This window comes from Plantactinospora siamensis (genome assembly GCF_042434095.1).
Classification (GTDB): domain Bacteria; phylum Actinomycetota; class Actinomycetes; order Mycobacteriales; family Micromonosporaceae; genus KBS50.
In genome coordinates, this window is the sequence record NZ_JBHLUE010000004.1 from 712,411 (window position 1) to 729,917 (window position 17,507).

Consider the following 17,507-nt stretch of genomic DNA (forward strand, 5'->3'; position numbering starts at 1 on the left):
GGTTCAGCTACCCTCCGGCCCGAGCCGGCGCCGGCCGCCGGTCCACCGTGGAGAGTTCGCCGAGGAACGCAGCCAGCTCCGCCGTCGCCTCCCGCCAGGACCGGCCGCCGTAGCCGGGGACCGGACGTGCCGCGCGTTCGGCCGCCGTCACGGCCGCCACCAGGGCCTCCGCCGACCAGGCGGTCATCCGGACCGCCCGGCCGCCGGTCGCCTCGTGCAGCGCCGGATCGGGTGAGACGACCGTCGGCGTGCCGAGTCGCAGCGCCTCCGCCGCCGGCAGCCCGTAGCCCTCGAAGTGGCTCGGCATCAGGAAGACGGCGGCGTGGGCCAGGGCGGCGGCGTATCCGGCATCGGGGAGCCGGTCGAGAAAGTGGATGCGGTCGCGCGCCGTCGACCGGGCCGCCGCGTCCCGGAACCGCTCGGCCGGCTGCCCACCGGTCAGCACCGCCAGCGAGTGCCCGGGCAGCCGGGGCAGGGCGTCCACGGCGATCTCGACGCCCTTGTGCGGCGCGTGGCCGGCGACGAGCAGGTATCGCTCGCCCCGCTCCGCGAGCCGGGCCAGCGGCTCCGGCAGACCGGTGGCGGGTGGGCCGCCGGCCGCCGGACCCGCAGGAAGGCCGACGGCGGGGAGACTGCTGGCGGGCGGACCCGCGGCGGGGACGGCCAGGTCGCTGCCGGGGTGCCAGACATGGGCACGCGCCGGCGGCACCCCGTACAGGCCCAGCAGGTCGTGCCGGGTCCGGGCGCTGACGCAGACCAGCCGGTGCGATCGGCGGATGGCCGTGCCATAGCTGACCTGCCGGTACCGGCGGACGGAGGCGGGCAGCTCGTACGGCCAGAGCCGGAACGCGAGGTCGTGCAGCACGGTGACCACCGGCAGCCGGCTGCCCAGGACGGCGGCCGACGGGCTCAACGAGAGCACGGTGGTCGCGCCGGCCCGCCCGGTGGCCCGGCGCAACGCCGTGGTGGCGGCGGCGATCGTGCCGGCCCGGCCGTTGCCCTGCCCGCTGAGCACCGTCACCTCGGCGCCGCCCGCCCGGGACGGGACGGACCAGGCCGCCGGGGCCGCGACGAGGTCCAGTCGCCACCCCGCCGGCCAGTGCCGGACCAGTTCGGTGAGCACCCGGGTGATCCCACCGGCGCCGACGCCGCTGCAGTCGACGACGAGGCCGACCGGCGGCCCGTCAGCCCGACTCACGGGCGATCCACTCGGTCATCCGGGCCGCGAACCGCTGCCGGGAGAAGCGCTCGGCGTTGTCCATGATCCGCTCGACCGGCAACTCGGCGACGCGTCGCACGGCGGCCGCGTAGGCGGCCGGGGCGAGGGAGTCGACCAGGTGGCCCGTCTCCCCGTCCCGGACGGTCTCCAGCAGACCCCCGCCGCGCAGGCCGATCACCGGGGTGCCGCAGGCCTGCGCCTCGACCGGGACGATGCCGAAGTCCTCGTGCGCCGGGAACAGCAGGGCGCGGGCGCCCCAGTAGAGCTCGCGGAGCCGCTCCCGGGTGGGCCGGCGCTCCAGCGTGACCTGCGCCCGGCTCCGCTCGGCGGCGCGGCGCAGCCGCGCCTCCTCCGGCCCGGAGCCGGCGATGATGAGCGGCAGCCCGGCCTCCGCGGCGGCCGCCATCATCAGGTCGAAGTTCTTGTACGGCACCCATCGGCCCACGCCGAGCAGATAGTCACGGGGCTGGGCACGTTGCTCGCGCGGGGCGGCGGCGAAGTAGTCGACGTCGACCGGCGGGTGGATGACGACGGCATCCCGCCCCCAGAACCGCTCGACCCGCCGCTGCACCTCACGGGAGTTGACCGCGTAGGCGTGCACGTGCCGACTGAGCCGCACGTCGGCGGCCTGCAACGCCCGCCGGGGCAGCGAGAGCAGCGGGTTGCGACCCCGCGAGTCCAGGCTCGGACTCCACACGTAGCGGGCGGGCGAGTGGACGTAGCTCAGGTGCCGGGTCCGTTCGGGCGGGCCGAACCGGGCGGTGTGCGCGAACGCGTGGCTGGAGGAGATGACCACGTCGAGCGGGTCGCCGTCCCAGCCGCGCCAGACCAGCGGCATGAGCGGCAGGGCGACCGCCTTGCTCCGGGTCAGCGGGGTCCGGGCCATCCAGGACTGGCGCAGCCGCAGCTGCTCGACCGGGACGTCCCGATCGGCCCAGAGCACGAAGCGATGGGCGTGCGGCACCAGGTCGGCGAGGACGAGGAAGGTGCTCTCGGCGCCGCCGGTGGCGCCGAACCACTCGTGCACGACCGCGACCGAGCGCCCCGCCAACAGAGGTGGATGACCGACCGGTTCGACCACCGGATCGAGATTCTCCACAAAAGTCATGATCCCCCGCTTGATGCACGCCCATGTGGATGGCAGTACGAGACCCATTCACTCTTGTCAGGACGATTGTGTCAACGACCGAACGGCCCGAAGATCAGCTGTTCCGGTGCCACAGGTCGCGCAGGGCATCCCAGTTGCCGGCCAGACCCGACTCGCAGAGCGACTCAAGGTAGAAGGCGCCGACGCTGTCGTCGCGGTCCCACCAGATGCCGCACATCGCCCGCCCGTCACCGGTCTTGAAGGCGTACTCGACGTAGCTGCCGGGCGCCCCGGTGACGCCACCGGTGGTGCGGGTCGGCGGCCGCAGCCCGGGGGCGAGCGCGGTGCCGGTGAGGCCCAACTGCGCGCGGTAGGCCCGCGCCGCGTCCTCCTTCGCCGGAGAGTCGTAGAGCGCGAAGTGCACCGAGACGCCGCCGTACCGGCAGAACACGTGCCGCTCTTCGTCCCGGGGAAGGTCCGGCCCACCGCTGTCGGTGTTGGCGGCGCAGCCGCCCATGTGGGCCAGCCACGGCTCCGCCAGCTGCGCCAGGGCACCGTCGAATTTGGCCTTGTTGATGGAGAACTGGGTCGCCTCGTAGACGGGGAGGGACGGGCTCGGATCCGGCTTGGCCGCCGCCCGTCCCTGGCTGTTGCCCCAGCCGAAGCCGATCGCGCCGCCGGCCAGCAGCAGCGCCACGCCGACGAGCGCCTGAACCCAGACCCGCCGCCGCGGGCCACGCGCGGGTCGCTCCACCGGCGCGATGCGGCGGCCGGGACCGGCGAAGGGGCCGGCGCCCGACCCGGGCTCCGCCGAGACCGGCTGCGGCGGAACCGACACCGGCGCGGGGCGGCCCGACACCGGCGCGGGGCGGCCCGACACCGGCGCCGGGCGGCCCGACACCGGCGCGGGGTAGGCGGGCGCGGGCGAGAGCGGCGCCGGCGACAGCGGCGCCCCGGATGAGGGGGCGCCGGAGACCGGTGGCGCCGACATCGGATACGGCGGCCCGGAGATCTGGTGGGACTGGGCCGGAGCCGGTGGCCCCGACATGGGACTCCCCCACCCCGGCGACCCGGAGACGGGGTGCGTCGCCCGGACGACGGGCGGCGGCGTCCCGCCCGGCACGCCGGCGGAACCGGCGGCGGTTCCAGGCACGCCGGCGGAACCGGCCGCGGTTCCAGGCACGCCGGCGGAACCGGCCGCGGTTCCAGGCACGCCGGCGGAACCGGCCGCGGTTCCGGGCGCGCCGGCCGGGCCCGGGGTCGCGTCGGCGTCGGGCTGCAGCACCATGCCCAGCGACTGGAAGAGGCGTTCGGCGCCGGGGCCGCGGCCTACGGAGTACGCCACCCAGGGCAGCTGCGCGGCGAAGTCGGCGTTCACGTACGGCATGTCACCGGTCTGCGGCTGCGCCATGGTGTTGGCGGCGGCCTCGAACGCCTGCCGCCAACCCGGGTCACCGGCAGCGGTCGCGTCCAGGACGGCAACCGTCAACAGCCGGCCGAATTCGTCCTCGGCGGACCAGACGGCGCCGACCTGGCATCGGCCCACCAGTTCGGTGAAGCTGTACGGACCTTCCGGCTGCATGCCAACTCCTCCACTCGCCCGCCCTGCGGATATTACCGAGGGGTCGCTCGCGTCTTGGGGGGCCGGTCACCGGCCCGACAGCGGCGGTCGTTGCGTTCTGAAAGATTTGATGCATAGAGTCAGCCCATGAATGAGCCGGCCGGCCCCAGCGGGCCCACCGAACGGGTCCTCGACCTGGTCGGCGGAATCCGGCTGACCCCCACGCAGCGCCGGATCGCGCACTGCCTGGTGCAGCACGCCCCGGCCGCGGCGTCCTTCTCGGCCGCCGAGGTGGCGGAGCTGGCCGGGGTCAGCCAGCCGTCGGTCACCCGGTTCGCGGTCGCGCTCGGCCACGACGGCTATCCGGCGCTGCGCCGGCGGCTCCGCGAGGTGATCGCGGCCGGTGTGGCGGACGCCGGCGGGGAGAACGAGCTCCAGCGGGCCGTACGCGCCGAGATCGGCAACCTGGACCGGCTGGCCGGCCAGCTCGCCGACCGGGACCGGCTGGCCGCCACCGGCCGGCTGCTCGCGGCCAGCCGCCCGCTGCCGGTGCTCGGGCTGCGCGCGGCCGCGCCGCTGGCCGCGTACTTCGCCTATTTCGCCGCGAAGGTGCACCCGGACGTGCGGGTGCTGGACGCCGGCGGCACCCTGCTGACCGACCGGCTGGAGCAGGCCGCGGCCGCGGGCGCCACGGCGGTGCTGGCCTTCGTACTGCCCCGGTACCCGCGGGAGGCCCTGGACGCGCTGCGGGAGTCCCGGTCCGCCGGGCTGCGCGTGGTGGCCATCACCGACTCGCCGGTCAGCCCGGCGAGCGAGCACGCCGAGGTGGTGCTGCCGGCCGCGGTCGGCACCGACCTGGTGTTCGACCTGCACACCGCCCCGATGACGCTGGCCATGGTGCTGCTCCAGGCGATCTGCGACGCGGCGCCGACCGACACCCAGGCCCGGCTGGAGGCGTTCGAGGCCTCCGCCGCCCGTCGCCAACTGTTCGCGCTCTGACCAGGGCCGCCCCACCCCCCGTACCCGGAAGGAGAGCCGATGTCCCCCGACAACCGTGCGCCGGCGGGCGGTGTCCGCGCCGCCCGCGGCGCCGCCCGGACCGCCCCCGGCTGGCCGCAGGAGGCCGCGCTGCGGATGCTGCAGAACAACCTGGACCCGGAGGTGGCCGAACGCCCCGACGACCTGGTGGTGTACGGCGGCACCGGGCGGGCGGCGCGGGACTGGCCCTCGTACCACGCGCTGGTGCGGACGCTGCGCACGCTGCGCGACGACGAGACCATGCTGGTGCAGTCCGGCCGGCCGGTGGGGGTGCTGCGCACCCACGAGTGGGCGCCGCGGGTGCTGCTGGCCAACTCCAACCTGGTGGGCGACTGGGCCACCTGGCCGGAGTTCCGCCGGCTGGAGCAGCTCGGCCTGACCATGTACGGGCAGATGACGGCCGGCTCGTGGATCTACATCGGCACCCAGGGCATCCTGCAGGGCACGTACGAGACGTTCGCCGCGGTGGCGGCCAAACGGTTCGGTGGATCGCTGGCCGGGACGCTCACCCTGACCGCCGGCTGCGGCGGGATGGGCGGCGCCCAGCCGCTCGCGGTGACCATGAACGGCGGCGCCTGCCTGGTCGTCGACGTGGATCAGACCCGGTTGGACCGCCGGCAGCGGGACCGCTACCTGGACGAGGTGGCCGGCTCGCTGGACGAGGCGCTGCACCGGGCGCTCGCCGCCAGGCGCGACCGCCGGGCGCTCAGCGTCGGCGTGGTGGGCAACGCCGCCACGGTGTTCCCGGAGCTGCTGCGTCGCGGGGTGGCCATCGACATCGTGACCGATCAGACCAGCGCGCACGACCCGCTGTCGTACGTGCCGGAGGGGGTGGAGCTGGCCGACGCGGCGCAGTACGCCCGGACCAAGCCGGCCGAGTTCACCGACCGGGCCCGGGCGTCGATGGCGAAGCACGTCGAGGCCATGGTGGGCTTCCTGGACGCCGGGGCGGAGGTCTTCGACTACGGCAACTCGATCCGCGGCGAGGCGAAGCTCGGCGGGTACGAGCGGGCGTTCGAGTTCCCCGGCTTTGTGCCCGCGTACATCCGGCCGTTGTTCTGCGAGGGCAAGGGCCCGTTCCGGTGGGCGGCGCTGTCCGGCGATCCGGCCGACATCGCGGCCACCGACCGGGCCATCCTGGAGCTGTTCCCGGAGAACGAGTCCCTCGCCCGGTGGATCCGGTTGGCCGGCGAGCGGGTGGCGTTCCAGGGACTGCCGGCCCGGATCTGCTGGCTGGGCTACGGTGAGCGGGACCGGGCCGGGGTGCGGTTCAACGAGATGGTGGCCAGCGGCGAGCTGTCGGCGCCGGTGGTGATCGGCCGGGACCACCTGGACTGCGGCAGCGTGGCCAGCCCGTACCGGGAGACCGAGGCGATGGCCGACGGCTCGGACGCGATCGCCGACTGGCCGCTGCTGAACGCGATGGTCAACACCGCCAGCGGGGCGTCCTGGGTGTCGATCCACCACGGCGGCGGGGTGGGCATCGGCCGGTCGATCCACGCCGGGCAGGTCTGCGTGGCCGACGGCAGCGCGCTGGCCGGGCAGAAAATCGAGCGGGTGCTCACCAACGACCCCGCCATGGGCGTGATCCGGCACGTCGACGCCGGCTACGACGACGCCCGCGCCGTCGCGGCCCGCACCGGCGTCCGCATCCCAATGGCCGAAGCGTAAGGAAGGGCCCCTTGTTATCGCATTCGGTAGAGGAAGGGCCCCTTGTTAACAGGTTCCGCGCCTGCTGGGACGAGCTCGCCCCGGTCGGGCGGGACGCCGGCAGCGGCGGCTACCTGCGGTACGCGTTCACCCCGCCCGAGCTGCGGCTGCGGGACTGGTTCCGCGACCAGGCGGCCGCGCGCGGGATGGCGCTGACCGAGGACGGCAACGGCAACCTCTTCGCCTGGTGGGGCGACCCGGGCACTGGCGACGCCGGCAGCGACGGGGCGATCCTGACCGGCAGCCACTTCGACTCGGTGCCGCACGGCGGGGCGTACGACGGTCCGCTGGGCATCGTGAGCGCCTTCCTGGCCATCGACGAGTTGCGCGCCGCCGGGATGGCGCCGGCCCGGCCGGTGGGGGTGGCCGCGTTCGTCGAGGAGGAGGGCGGCCGGTTCGGCGTACCGTGCCTGGGATCACGGCTGTTCGCCGGCGCCATCGACCCGGACCGGGCGGCGGCGCTCACCGACGCCGCGGGGACCACCTTCGCCGCGGCGCTCGGGCGCCGTCCGGCCGGCGCGCGGCCGGACCTGCTGGGCAACCTCGGCGGGTACGTCGAGCTGCACGTCGAGCAGGGCCGCGCGCTCGCCGAGGTGGGCGCCCCGGTCGGGGTGGCCAGCGCCATCTGGCCGCACGGCCGGTGGCGGCTGGAGTTCACCGGCGAGGCCAACCACGCCGGTACGACCCGGATGGCCGACCGCCGCGACCCGATGCTTACGTACGCGTTCACGGTGCTGGCGGCCAACAAGGAGGCCCGGCTGCGCGGGGCGCACGCCACGGTGGGCCGGGTACGGGTCGAGCCGAACGCCACCAACGCGATCCCGAGCCGGGTGACGGGCTGGCTGGACGCCCGGGCCGCCGAGCCGGAGACGCTCACCGAACTGGTGGCGGCACTGCGTACCAAGGCGGCCGAGCGGGCCCGGCGGGACGGCACGGAGCTGGTGGTGGTCGAGGAGTCCGCGACGCCGCCGGTGGCCTTCGACACCGACCTCGGCGCCCGGCTGGCCCGGCTGCTCGCGGCGCCGGCGCTGCCGACGGCGGCCGGGCACGACGCCGGGGTGCTGGCCGGGCACGTGCCGACGGCCATGCTGTTCGTGCGCAACCCGACCGGGGTGTCGCACTCCCCCGCCGAGGCGGCCGGCGACGCCGACTGCGCGGCCGGGGTGCGGGCGCTGGCCGAGGTGCTCGCGGAGCTGGCATGTCGGTGACCCGCTACCTGGCCGAGCACGCCTGGCTGCCGGGCGCTCCCGGCTCGCCGGCCGACCCGTTAAGAGGGGGCCCTTCCTATACAGAAAACGATAACAAGGGGCCCTTCCTTGCATCTGACGTGCTGGTTGAGGTGGAGGGGGGCCGGTTCGCGGGGGTCACGCCGGGGGTGGTGGCGCCGCCGGCCGATGCGGTACGGCTGCCCGGGCTCACCCTGTCCGGGCTGGCCAACGCGCACTCGCACGCGTTCCACCGGGCGCTGCGCGGGCGTACCCACGGCGGTCGCGGCGACTTCTGGAGCTGGCGGGAGCTGATGTACGCGGTGGCCGGCCGGCTGGACCCGGACGGCTACCTGGCGCTGGCCCGGGCCGCGTACGGGGAGATGGCGCTGGCCGGGATCACCTGCGTGGGCGAGTTCCACTACCTGCACCACGGGCCGGGCGGACGGCGCTACCACGACCCGAACGCGATGAGCGCGGCGCTGATCGAGGCCGCCGCGCAGGCCGGAATCCGGATCACCCTGCTCGACACGCTCTACCTGACCGCCGGCGTGGACGGCCGGCCGCTGAGCGGGCCGCAGCTGCGGTTCTCCGACGGCGACCTGGACGGCTGGTCCGAGCGGCACGACCGGCTACGGGCCCGGCACGACCGGCCGCGGGACGCGCGCGAAAGGCCGCACGACGCCGGCGACGAGCCGGACGACCGGCCGCGGGACTCGGGCGCCGACCCGCACGTGCGGATCGGCGCGGCGCTGCACTCGGTGCGGGCCGTGCCGGCGGACGCGATGGCCGCGTTCGCGCACCGGAACGAGGGCGCGCCGGTACACGTCCACCTGTCCGAGCAGCGGGCCGAGAACGAGGCCTGCCGGGCCGCGCATGGGCGTACCCCCACCGAGCTGCTGGCCGAGCACGGGGTGCTCGGCCCGGCCACCACGGCCGTGCACGCCACCCACCTCACCGGAACCGACCTGCGGCTGCTCGGCGGCAGCGGCACCGGGGTCTGCCTCTGCCCCACCACCGAGCGGGACCTGGCCGACGGGATCGGCCCGGCCCGCGAGCTGGCCGACGCCGGCTGCCCGCTCAGCCTCGGCAGCGACAGCCACGCCGTGGTCGATCCCTTCGAGGAGGTACGGGGAATGGAGCTGGACGAGCGGCTGCGGACCGAGTCCCGGGGCCATTTCGCGCCGGCCGAGCTGGTGACGGCCGCGACGGCTGCCGGGCACGCGGCGCTGGGCTGGGCCGACGCCGGCCGGATCGCCGTCGGCCAGCGGGCCGACCTGGTCACCGTCCGGCTGGACTCGGCGCGCACCGCCGGGGTGCCGCCGGTGGGGGCGTTCTTCGCGGCCACCGCCGCCGACGTGGACCGGGTGGTGGTGGACGGCCGGCTCGTGGTGGCCGGCGGCCGGCACCTCGGCGTCGACGTGCCGGCCGAGCTGGCCGCGGCCATCCGCAAGGCGGTCAGCCCATGAGCGAGCGCAGCGAGCGAATCATCAGGCTCAGGGCGGTGGAGCCTCATGCCGGGTCCGAGCGCAGCGAGGGGCCGGCATGAGCGAGCGCAGCGAGCGAATCATCAGGCTCAGGACGGTGGAGCCTCATGCCGGGTCCGAGCGCAGCGAGGGGCCGGCATGAGCGGCAGCCTGCTGGTCGACAACATCGGTGAGCTGGTCACCAACGCCCGGCGCGGGGAGGCCGACGGGCCGCTGGGCCTGCGCCGCAACGCCGCCCTGCTGGTCGAGGCGGGCCGGGTCGCCTGGCTGGGACCGGCCCGGTACGCGCCGGCCGCCGATCGGCGGATCGACGCCGGCGGCGCGGCCGCGCTGCCCGGCTTCGTGGACAGCCACGCCCACCTGGTGTTCGCCGGCGACCGGGCGACCGAGTTCGCGGCCCGGATGTCCGGCCAGCCGTACACCGGCGGCGGCATCCGGACGACGGTGGCGGCCACCCGCGCCGCCGACGACGACACCCTGCGGTCCACCGTGCGCCGGCTCCGCGCGGAGGCGCTGCGCCAGGGCAGCACGACCATGGAGACCAAGAGCGGGTACGGGCTGACCGTGGCCGACGAGGTCCGGTCGCTGCGGATCGCCGGCGAGGCCACGGACGAGACGACCTTCCTGGGCGCGCACGTGGTGCCGCCCGAGTACGCCGACCGGCCCGACGACTACGTGGGCCTGGTCTGCGGGCCGATGCTGCGGGCGGCCGCCCCGCACGCGAAGTGGATCGACGTGTTCTGCGAACGCGGCGCGTTCGACGTCGACCACGCGCGGGCCATCCTCACCTGCGGCCAGGCCGCCGGGCTGGGCGTACGGCTGCACGCCAACCAGCTCGGGCCGGGCCCGGGGGTCCAGCTCGGCGTCGAACTGGACGCCGCGAGCGTGGACCACTGCACCCACCTGTCCGACGCCGACGTCGAGGCGCTGGCCGGCTCGGACACGGTGGCCACGCTGCTGCCCGGGGCCGAATTCTCCACCCGGTCGCCGTACCCGGACGCCCGCCGGCTGCTGGACGCGGGCGCCACCGTGGCCCTCGCGACCGACTGCAACCCCGGATCGTCGTACACCTCGTCCATGCCGTTCTGCGTGGCGCTGGCGGTCCGGGAGATGCGGATGACGCCGGCTGAGGCGGTCTGGGCCGCCACCGCCGGCGGCGCCCGCGCGCTGCGCCGGGACGACGTGGGGGTGCTGCGCGTCGGCGCCCGCGCCGACCTGCTGATCCTCGACGCGCCGTCCCACCTGCACCTGGCCTACCGGCCGGGGGTTCCGCTGATCCGCCAGATCCTGCACAACGGAGTGCCGCAATGCCAGTGACCGTCACCGTCCTGCCCACCGGGGTCAGCCCGGCCGACGTGCTCGCGGTGGCCCGCGACGACGCGCGGGTGCTGCTCGATGCATCGACCGTCGAGGCCATGGCCGCCAGCCGGTCCATCGTGGACCGCATCGAACGGGACGGCCGGCCCGTGTACGGGGTGTCCACCGGGTTCGGCGCGCTGGCCAACACGTCGATCGCGCCGGAGCGCCGGGCCGAGCTGCAGCACGCGCTGATCCGGTCGCACGCGGCCGGGGTGGGCGCGCCGATGCCCCGCGAGGTGGTCCGGGCCATGCTGCTGCTGCGGGTCCGCTCGCTGGCCATGGGCCGGTCGGGGGTACGCCCGCTGGTGGCGCAGGCCCTGGTGGACCTGCTGAACGCCGGCGTCACGCCGTGGGTGCCCGAGCACGGCTCGTTGGGCGCCTCCGGCGACCTGGCCCCGCTGGCGCACTGCGCCCTGGTGCTGCTCGGCGAGGGCTGGGTGCTCGGCCCCGACGGGTCCCGGCTGGACGCCGCCGCGGCGCTGGACGTGGCCGGCCTGCGGCCGATCGAGCTGGCCGCCAAGGAGGGACTGGCGCTGATCAACGGCACCGACGGCATGCTCGGAATGCTGCTGCTGGCGCTCGCCGACGCCCGGCACCTGCTGGCCATGGCCGACGTGACGGCGGCGCTGGCCATCGAGGCGATGCTCGGGTCGGAGCGGCCGTTCCAGCCGGAGCTGCACGCCATCCGGCCGCATCCCGGGCAGGCCGCCTCGGCCGCCAACATCGCCCGGCTGCTGCGGGATTCGGCCATCATGGACTCGCACCGGGACGACCTCGCGCACGCCGTGCAGGACGCGTACTCGATGCGCTGCGCGCCCCAGGTGGCCGGCGCGGCCCGGGACACGCTGGAATTCGCGGGCGTCGTGGCCGACCGGGAGCTGCGGTCGGTGGTGGACAACCCGGTGGTGCTGCCCGACGGCCGGGTGGAGTCCACCGGCAACTTCCACGGCGCCCCGCTGGGATTCGCGGCCGACTACCTGGCCATCGCGCTGGCCGAGGTGGGCGCCATCGCCGAGCGGCGGGTGGACCGGCTGCTCGACGTGGCCCGCAACCGGGACCTGCCGGCGTTCCTCACCCCGGACCCGGGGGTCAACTCGGGGCTGATGATCGCCCAGTACACCGCGGCCGGCATCGTCGCGGAGAACCGGCGGCTGGCCGCGCCCGCCTCGGTGGACTCGCTGCCCACCAGCGGCATGCAGGAGGACCACGTCTCGATGGGCTGGGCGGCCACCAAGAAGCTGCGTACGGTGCTGGACAACCTGACCAGCCTGCTCGCGGTCGAGTTGCTCGCGGCCGTACGCGGGTTGCAGTTGCGGGCGCCGCTGCGGCCGTCCCCGGCCGGCCGGGCCGCCTGCGCGGCGCTGGCCGGCCAGGCGGGCGAACCGGGGCCGGACATCTTCCTGGCCCCCGCCATGGAGGCGGCCCGCGCCGTGATCGCCGCCCCCACCCTCCGCACCGCCATCGAGCGCGCCCTCGGCCCGCTGGGGTAGTTAAGGAAGGGCCCCTTCTTATCGTTTTCTGTATAGGAAGGGCCCCTTCTTAACGGCGGCGTCGGCGCAGCAGACTGGAAGCGTGCAGTGGGGAGGAAGCGAGGCCCGCACCGCAGCCCGCGGCGCGGCGTGGCCGATGCTGCGCCGCGTACCGGTTTCCGTCGCCGTCATCGGGTACGCGCTGTGCGCCGCGCTGGCCCAGCCGCTGACCCTGGCCGCGCTGGTGGCCGTGCTGCTGCCGGGCGTGCCGTTGGCCTGGTACGGCGTGCGCCGCACGCCGCGTACCCGGATATGGGCCGGCCGGCGGACGGTGCTGACCTGGCTGGGCCTCGGGGTGGCGTTCTGCCTGTGGGAGCTGGGCGCGTTCCTGGCCGGCAACGACGACGCGCACCCGACGTTCAGCATGCTCGCCGACCCTGTGCTGGCCGGCTATCCCGGCCGGGTCGCCGGCTACCTGCTCTGGCTCGGCACCGGCGCCTGGCTGGTGCGTCGATGAGCACCCGCGAGCTGACGGTGGCCGGCTTCCTGGCGCTGCTCGCCGCCATGGCCGCGGTCGACCTCGCCGCCCGCCGCGCCACAGACGCCCGCCGCGCCACAGACGCCCGCCGCGCCGCAGACGCCCGCCGCGCCGCAGACGCCCGCGCCGCAGAGGCCCGCCGCGCCGCAGAGGCCCGCCGCGCTGCAGACGCCCGCCGCGCTGCAGACGCCCGCCGTCGCGCGAACGCCGCGCGATCGTCGGGCCCGACCCGCGGGGCGGAGCCGGCGGGGCCGGTGGCGCCGCTGGGTACGGCCCTCACGGCGGCCCTGAGGGGACCGCTCGGCCGGTTGCTGGTGTTCGGTTGGTGGCTCTGGCTGGGCTGGCACTTCCTCGCGCGGTGAGCGGACACCCGATGGCTGGGCTGGCACTTCCGCGCGCGGTGAGCGGACACCCGATGGCTGGGCTGGCACTTCCTCGCGCGGTGAGCGGACACCCGATGTCTGGGCGCCCGATGTCTGGGCGCCCGATGCCGGTTGCCTCAGAACTTCCGGCGGATCACGGCGATGGGGATCAGCACCGCCCAGGCGACGAGCATGACCACGCCGAGGACCACGAATTGCGTACCGATGCGGTCGCCGGAACGCTGCTCGAACAGCCCGCCGAGGAGGACCACCAGGCTGAGCACCGGACCGAAGATGAGCATCGTGCGCGGCCGACGCTTGCGCTTCCACCAGGGTTCGTCACCAGGTGGCGACGGAGCTGCCATCTCAAGTCCCCCCAACTCAAGACCGGACGCACATGTCCCTGGTGGACAGATACCCAGGGCGGTCCGGCGTCAACCGGGGAGGTTGGCCAGCTCCTTGACGATGACCTTGCCGAGCGTACGCAGCGCCTTGCCGCGGTGGCTTACCGCGTCCTTCTCCGCCGGGTCCAGCTCGGCGTTGGTGCGGTCCTGCCCCTCGCCCACGAAGATCGGGTCGTAGCCGAAGCCGTTGGTCCCGCGCGGTGTCCGGATCAGCCGGCCGGGCTGTCGACCGTCCACCAGGTGTTCCCGGCCGCTCGGCAGCACCAGCGCCGCGGCGCAGACGAAGGCGGCGCCGAGCTGCTCGTCGGGCACGTCGGCGAGCTGGGCGAGCACGAGTTCGAGGTTGGCCCGGTCGTCGCCGTGCCGGCCGGACCAGCGGGCGCTGAACACCCCGGGCATCCCGTTCAGGGCGTCGACGGCCAGCCCGGAGTCGTCGGCCACCGTCGGCAGGCCGGTGCGCCGGCACCCCTCCCGGGCCTTGATCAGGGCGTTCTCGCCGAACGTGAGGCCGGTCTCCGGCACCTCGGGATAGTCCGGGAACTCGGCCAGGCTCGCCAGCTCCATCCGGCCCGAGCCGACGAGCCCATCCAGCACGCGCTGGAGCTCGATCAGCTTCTTGGCATTCGTGGTGGCCAGCAGGAGGCGACTCATCCGGCCAGCGCCTTCCGCTGGGCCTCGGCCAGGGTGGCGCAGCCGGCCACGCCGAGATCGAGCAGCGCGTCCAGGCGCTCCCGACCGAACACCCCGGCCTCGCCGGTGCCCTGCACCTCCACGAAGTCGCCGGTGCCGGTGCAGACGACGTTCATGTCCACCTCGGCGGTCACGTCCTCCTCGTAGCACAGGTCCAGCCGGGCCTCGCCGGCGATGACGCCGACGCTGACCGCGGCCACCGACCGGTGCATCACCCGGTCGAGCCCGGCGGCCAGGGACCGGCGATCGGCCAGCCACCGCACGGCGTCGTGCAGCGCCACGTACGCGCCGGTGATGGCCGCGGTCCGGGTCCCGCCGTCGGCCTGCAGCACGTCGCAGTCGAGCACGACCGAATTTTCGCCGAGCGCCTTCAGGTCGATGCACGCCCGCAGGCTCCGGCCGACGAGCCGGGAGATTTCGTGGGTACGACCGCCGACCCGGCCCTTGACGCTCTCCCGGTCCGAGCGGGTGTTGGTGGCGCGCGGCAGCATGGCGTACTCGGCGGTGACCCAGCCCAGTCCGGAGCCCTTGCGCCAGCGCGGCACGCCCTCGGTGACGCTTGCCGTGCACAGCACCCGGGTGTCGCCGAACTCGACGAGCACCGAGCCCTCGGGGTGCCGGCTCCACCCGCGGGTGATCCGTACCGGTCGTAGCTGGTCGGGTCGTCGCCCGTCTGGTCGCGCCATGGCACCACCCTATGTGCCACCCCCGACGCCCGCCCGGCACCCCTGGCCCAGGCCGGGCGTGGGCGAGGACCCGGCCGGCGATCGGGTGCCGCCCGGCGCGCCGGCATCGCCGCTCGGGCGCGCGGCGGCGTCGACCGCCGGTTCGGCGCCGTGTGCGGCCAGGAACCCGGTCACCGATGCCGGCCAGCCGAAGAGCTCGGCCCGGGCCCGGGCGGCCGCCCGCCGGTCGGGCTCCGGCCGGTCCAGGAGTTCCAGCACGGCGGCCCCGAAGGCCGGCCCGGTGCCGGCCGCGGCCCGGCCCGCCCGGCCCACCACCTCGGGGAGCGCGCTGGCCGCGTTGACCACCACCGGCGTGCCGCAGGCCAGCGCCTCCAGGCCGGCCAGCCCGAAGGTCTCCACCGGACCGGGCGCGACCGCCACGTCGGCGCTGGCGAGCAGGGCGGCCACCGCCGGCCGGTCGTTGAGGAAGCCGAGAAACCGGACCGGCAGGCCCGCGGCCTGTCGTTCCAGGTGGGCCCGCCGCGGTCCGTCGCCCACCACCACCAGCACCGCCGGTACGCCGGCCGCGCGCAGCGCCGCCACCGTCTCCAGCGCCAGTCCGGGCCGCTTCTCGGTGGACAGCCGGCTGCAGTGCACCACCAACACCTCGTCCCGGTCGGCGTACCGGTCCCGGACGGCCTGGTCGCGGTGCCCGGGCGTGAACGCGGTCAGGTCCACCCCGAGGGGCACCCGGTGCAGGTTCGGCGTACCGATCCGGCGGAACTCCTCGGCGGCCCAGCCGGTGGTGCAGATGATCCGGTCGAAGGTGGTCGCGCTCCGCGCGTTGAGCCGGTCGGCGAGCCGGACCGCCGGCCCGGCCGGCGCGCCCCAGACCCGCAGCAACCCGGTCAGGCTCTCGTGCGACACCATGGCCGAGGGCACGCCGGCGGCCCGCGCCCAGCGCCCGGTCCAGCGCAACGAGGACCGGTCCGACACCTCCAACCGGTCCGGCTCGAGCTCCTCGAGCAGGCGTTCCACCGGCCCGCGCGCGGTGAGCAGGCGATAGCCGCCGGTGCCCGGCAGCAGCCGGCCCGGCAGCGTGATCACGCGTTCACCGTCGACGAACCTGTCATCGGCCGTGGCGCCCGGCACCACCAGCACCGGCTCGTGCCCGGCGGCCCGGTAGCCGGCGCCCAGGCAGCGCAGCGCGGTCCGGAGCCCGCCCGAACGATCGGTGACGAAGTTCGCCAGCCGGACGATGCGCAGCCCGGACGCCCCGGCGTGAGGCGCCGGCCCGCGCGGCCCGTCCGCCACCGCGTCCGGTTCGCCGGCCGGCGGCCGACCAACCCCGCCGGCGGCGACCGCCGGGTCTCGCCGGCCGACGGCGACCGCCACCGCGGCCTCGCCGGCCGTCACGCCGCTGGACGCAGGGTCGCCGGGGGCTCGGCCGCCAGCACGGCCCGGTAGTGGTCGATCAACTCGTCACCCACGGCAGCCCAGCTGCGGCCGGCCACTCCGGTCCGGGCCGCTCGACCGTACGACTCGCGCAGCGGCCGGTCGGCGGCGAGCCGGGCCACCGCCGCGGCGATGGCCGGGCCGTCGCCGGGCGGAACGAGGACGCCGGTCACGCCCGGGGTGATCAGGTCGGTGGGTCCGCCGGCCGCGGGCGCAATCACGGGCAGCCCGCTGGCCTGTGCCTCCTGGATCGTCTGCCCGAACGTCTCATGCGGTCCCGTGTGCGCAAAGAGGTCCAGGCTCGCGTAGAGCCGGGCGAGCTGGTTGCCCTGGCGAAGACCGAGGAACAGCGCACCGGGCAGGGCCCGCTCGATCTCCCGGCGGGCCGGCCCGTCGCCGACCACGACGACCCGTACGCCGGGCAGCCGGCAGGTCTCGGCCAGCAGCTCCACGCGCTTCTCGGCGGCCAGCCGACCGACGTACCCGACCAGCAGCTCGCCGTTCGGGGCGAGCGCCCGGCGCAGCTCCTCGTGCCGTTTGGCGGGGTCGAACCGGGCCGTGTCCACCCCGCGCCGCCACAGCCACACCCGCTCGATGCCGTGGTCGACCAGGTCGGTGGCGGCGGCCGTGGACGGCGCGAGCGTACGGTGCGCGGAGTTGTGGATGGCGCGCAGCCGCCGCCAGGCCGCGGCCTCGCCCCAGGCCATGCCGTACGCCCGGGCGTAGGCCGCCATGTCCGTCTGGTACACGGCCAACGTCGGCAGGCGGCGCTGCGCGGCGAGGGTCGCGGCCCGGCCGCCAAGCACGAACGGACTGGCCAGATGCAGTACGTCCGGCGCGTGCTCGGCCAGCGCCTCGCCCAGTTTCGGGCTGGGCAGTCCGAGGCGGAAGCCGCGGTAGCCGGGCAGCGCGATGCTGGGGACCCGGATCACCGGGCAGTCCTGGGACGCGTCCGGCGCCTCCGCCGACCCGGCGGAGGCGGGCGCCGGCAACGGTCCGGCGGAGGCGGGCGGCGGCACCGGTCCGGCGGAGGCGGGCGCCACGACCAGCGGTTGGTGGCCGCGCCGGAGCAGGTGTTCCACGGTGCGTACCACCGAGTGGGCCACCCCGTTGACGTCCGGCGCGAACGACTCGGTGACGATCGCGATTCGCATGCGCACACGGTGATTCCACCGGCGGTGCACAGGGCGACCCGTGGCTGGCCGGCCGGGAAACACTGCCGCACAATCGTCCGCCGGCTGCCGGCCGGTTCGCCCGG

At 75.6% G+C, this 17,507-nt stretch carries 16 protein-coding genes; 8 read left to right on the forward strand and 8 right to left on the reverse strand.

Features of this window, described 5'->3' with window-relative positions:
- Nucleotides 1–7 precede the first annotated feature (7 nt).
- The 3 genes from ACFFHU_RS08135 to ACFFHU_RS08145 all read right to left on the reverse strand — a co-directional run bounded on the left by ACFFHU_RS08135 (nt 8) and on the right by ACFFHU_RS08145 (nt 3,888).
- Nucleotides 8–1,198 (reverse strand): glycosyltransferase, encoded by a 1,191-nt coding sequence (locus tag ACFFHU_RS08135; RefSeq protein ID WP_377337071.1) that lies wholly within the window; start codon nt 1,196–1,198, stop codon nt 8–10.
- Nucleotides 1,185–2,327 (reverse strand): glycosyltransferase, encoded by a 1,143-nt coding sequence (locus tag ACFFHU_RS08140; RefSeq protein WP_377337072.1) that lies wholly within the window; start codon nt 2,325–2,327, stop codon nt 1,185–1,187. Before ACFFHU_RS08140 ends, ACFFHU_RS08135 begins: the two co-directional genes overlap by 14 nt.
- A 94-nt stretch (nt 2,328–2,421) precedes the next feature.
- Nucleotides 2,422–3,888, reverse strand: coding sequence for a hypothetical protein (locus ACFFHU_RS08145; protein ID WP_377337073.1), 1,467 nt, complete (start codon nt 3,886–3,888; stop codon nt 2,422–2,424).
- 126 nt (nt 3,889–4,014) lie between these two features.
- On the opposite strand from ACFFHU_RS08145, the gene ACFFHU_RS08150 reads away from it, so the two are divergent.
- The 8 genes from ACFFHU_RS08150 to ACFFHU_RS08185 all read left to right on the forward strand — a co-directional run bounded on the left by ACFFHU_RS08150 (nt 4,015) and on the right by ACFFHU_RS08185 (nt 13,035).
- Entirely contained in the window at nt 4,015–4,866 is an 852-nt protein-coding gene (locus ACFFHU_RS08150) for a MurR/RpiR family transcriptional regulator (RefSeq protein WP_377337074.1), read from the forward strand.
- A gap of 39 nt (nt 4,867–4,905) precedes the next feature.
- Nucleotides 4,906–6,576, forward strand: coding sequence for a urocanate hydratase (gene hutU, locus ACFFHU_RS08155; RefSeq protein WP_377337075.1), 1,671 nt, complete (start codon nt 4,906–4,908; stop codon nt 6,574–6,576).
- Nucleotides 6,577–6,587: 11 nt separating this feature from the next.
- The gene (locus tag ACFFHU_RS08160) at nt 6,588–7,823 is read left to right on the forward strand and encodes an allantoate amidohydrolase (RefSeq protein ID WP_377337076.1); all 1,236 of its coding nucleotides are present in this window, start codon (nt 6,588–6,590) and stop codon (nt 7,821–7,823) included.
- On the forward strand, nt 7,820–9,289 hold the full coding sequence (locus ACFFHU_RS08165; protein ID WP_377337283.1) for a formimidoylglutamate deiminase: 1,470 nt from the start codon (nt 7,820–7,822) through the stop codon (nt 9,287–9,289). The genes ACFFHU_RS08160 and ACFFHU_RS08165 overlap by 4 nt, the downstream gene beginning before the upstream one ends.
- A 156-nt stretch (nt 9,290–9,445) precedes the next feature.
- On the forward strand, nt 9,446–10,624 hold the full coding sequence (hutI, locus tag ACFFHU_RS08170; protein ID WP_377337077.1) for an imidazolonepropionase: 1,179 nt from the start codon (nt 9,446–9,448) through the stop codon (nt 10,622–10,624).
- Nucleotides 10,615–12,156, forward strand: coding sequence for a histidine ammonia-lyase (gene hutH / locus ACFFHU_RS08175; protein WP_377337079.1), 1,542 nt, complete (start codon nt 10,615–10,617; stop codon nt 12,154–12,156). Before hutI ends, hutH begins: the two co-directional genes overlap by 10 nt.
- Before the next feature lie 82 nt (nt 12,157–12,238).
- Nucleotides 12,239–12,652, forward strand: coding sequence for a hypothetical protein (locus ACFFHU_RS08180; protein WP_377337080.1), 414 nt, complete (start codon nt 12,239–12,241; stop codon nt 12,650–12,652).
- Complete coding sequence (locus tag ACFFHU_RS08185; protein WP_377337081.1) at nt 12,649–13,035, forward strand: DUF6186 family protein; 387 nt, start codon at nt 12,649–12,651, stop codon at nt 13,033–13,035. Before ACFFHU_RS08180 ends, ACFFHU_RS08185 begins: the two co-directional genes overlap by 4 nt.
- Before the next feature lie 137 nt (nt 13,036–13,172).
- Here ACFFHU_RS08185 and ACFFHU_RS08190 read toward each other — a convergent pair whose 3' ends face one another.
- The 5 genes from ACFFHU_RS08190 to ACFFHU_RS08210 all read right to left on the reverse strand — a co-directional run bounded on the left by ACFFHU_RS08190 (nt 13,173) and on the right by ACFFHU_RS08210 (nt 17,403).
- Nucleotides 13,173–13,400, reverse strand: coding sequence for a hypothetical protein (locus ACFFHU_RS08190; RefSeq protein WP_377337082.1), 228 nt, complete (start codon nt 13,398–13,400; stop codon nt 13,173–13,175).
- 69 nt (nt 13,401–13,469) lie between these two features.
- On the reverse strand, nt 13,470–14,090 hold the full coding sequence (gene rdgB / locus ACFFHU_RS08195; protein WP_377337083.1) for an RdgB/HAM1 family non-canonical purine NTP pyrophosphatase: 621 nt from the start codon (nt 14,088–14,090) through the stop codon (nt 13,470–13,472).
- The gene (gene rph, locus ACFFHU_RS08200; RefSeq protein ID WP_377337084.1) at nt 14,087–14,815 is read right to left on the reverse strand and encodes a ribonuclease PH; all 729 of its coding nucleotides are present in this window, start codon (nt 14,813–14,815) and stop codon (nt 14,087–14,089) included. The genes rdgB and rph overlap by 4 nt, the downstream gene beginning before the upstream one ends.
- A gap of 9 nt (nt 14,816–14,824) precedes the next feature.
- Nucleotides 14,825–16,210 carry a glycosyltransferase gene (locus ACFFHU_RS08205; protein ID WP_446686780.1) on the reverse strand — a complete coding sequence of 462 codons (1,386 nt, stop codon included), beginning with the start codon at nt 16,208–16,210 and terminating at the stop codon, nt 14,825–14,827.
- Nucleotides 16,207–17,403, reverse strand: a complete 1,197-nt coding sequence (locus tag ACFFHU_RS08210) for a glycosyltransferase family 4 protein (RefSeq protein ID WP_377337085.1) — start codon at nt 17,401–17,403, stop codon at nt 16,207–16,209. The genes ACFFHU_RS08205 and ACFFHU_RS08210 overlap by 4 nt, the downstream gene beginning before the upstream one ends.
- Nucleotides 17,404–17,507: the final 104 nt, after the last annotated feature.

What these genes read in the sequence shown, in the direction of transcription:
- ACFFHU_RS08140 (WP_377337072.1), bottom strand. Translation starts at nt 2,327, where the DNA reads ATGACTTTTGTGGAGAATCTCGATCCGGTGGTCGAACCGGTCGGTCAT.
- ACFFHU_RS08145 (WP_377337073.1), bottom strand. Translation starts at nt 3,888, where the DNA reads ATGCAGCCGGAAGGTCCGTACAGCTTCACCGAACTGGTGGGCCGATGC.
- ACFFHU_RS08150 (WP_377337074.1), top strand. Translation starts at nt 4,015, where the DNA reads ATGAATGAGCCGGCCGGCCCCAGCGGGCCCACCGAACGGGTCCTCGAC.
- hutU (WP_377337075.1), top strand. Translation starts at nt 4,906, where the DNA reads ATGTCCCCCGACAACCGTGCGCCGGCGGGCGGTGTCCGCGCCGCCCGC.
- hutI (WP_377337077.1), top strand. Translation starts at nt 9,446, where the DNA reads ATGAGCGGCAGCCTGCTGGTCGACAACATCGGTGAGCTGGTCACCAAC.
- hutH (WP_377337079.1), top strand. Translation starts at nt 10,615, where the DNA reads ATGCCAGTGACCGTCACCGTCCTGCCCACCGGGGTCAGCCCGGCCGAC.
- ACFFHU_RS08185 (WP_377337081.1), top strand. Translation starts at nt 12,649, where the DNA reads ATGAGCACCCGCGAGCTGACGGTGGCCGGCTTCCTGGCGCTGCTCGCC.
- ACFFHU_RS08190 (WP_377337082.1), bottom strand. Translation starts at nt 13,400, where the DNA reads ATGGCAGCTCCGTCGCCACCTGGTGACGAACCCTGGTGGAAGCGCAAG.
- rdgB (WP_377337083.1), bottom strand. Translation starts at nt 14,090, where the DNA reads ATGAGTCGCCTCCTGCTGGCCACCACGAATGCCAAGAAGCTGATCGAG.
- rph (WP_377337084.1), bottom strand. Translation starts at nt 14,815, where the DNA reads ATGGCGCGACCAGACGGGCGACGACCCGACCAGCTACGACCGGTACGG.
- ACFFHU_RS08210 (WP_377337085.1), bottom strand. Translation starts at nt 17,403, where the DNA reads ATGCGAATCGCGATCGTCACCGAGTCGTTCGCGCCGGACGTCAACGGG.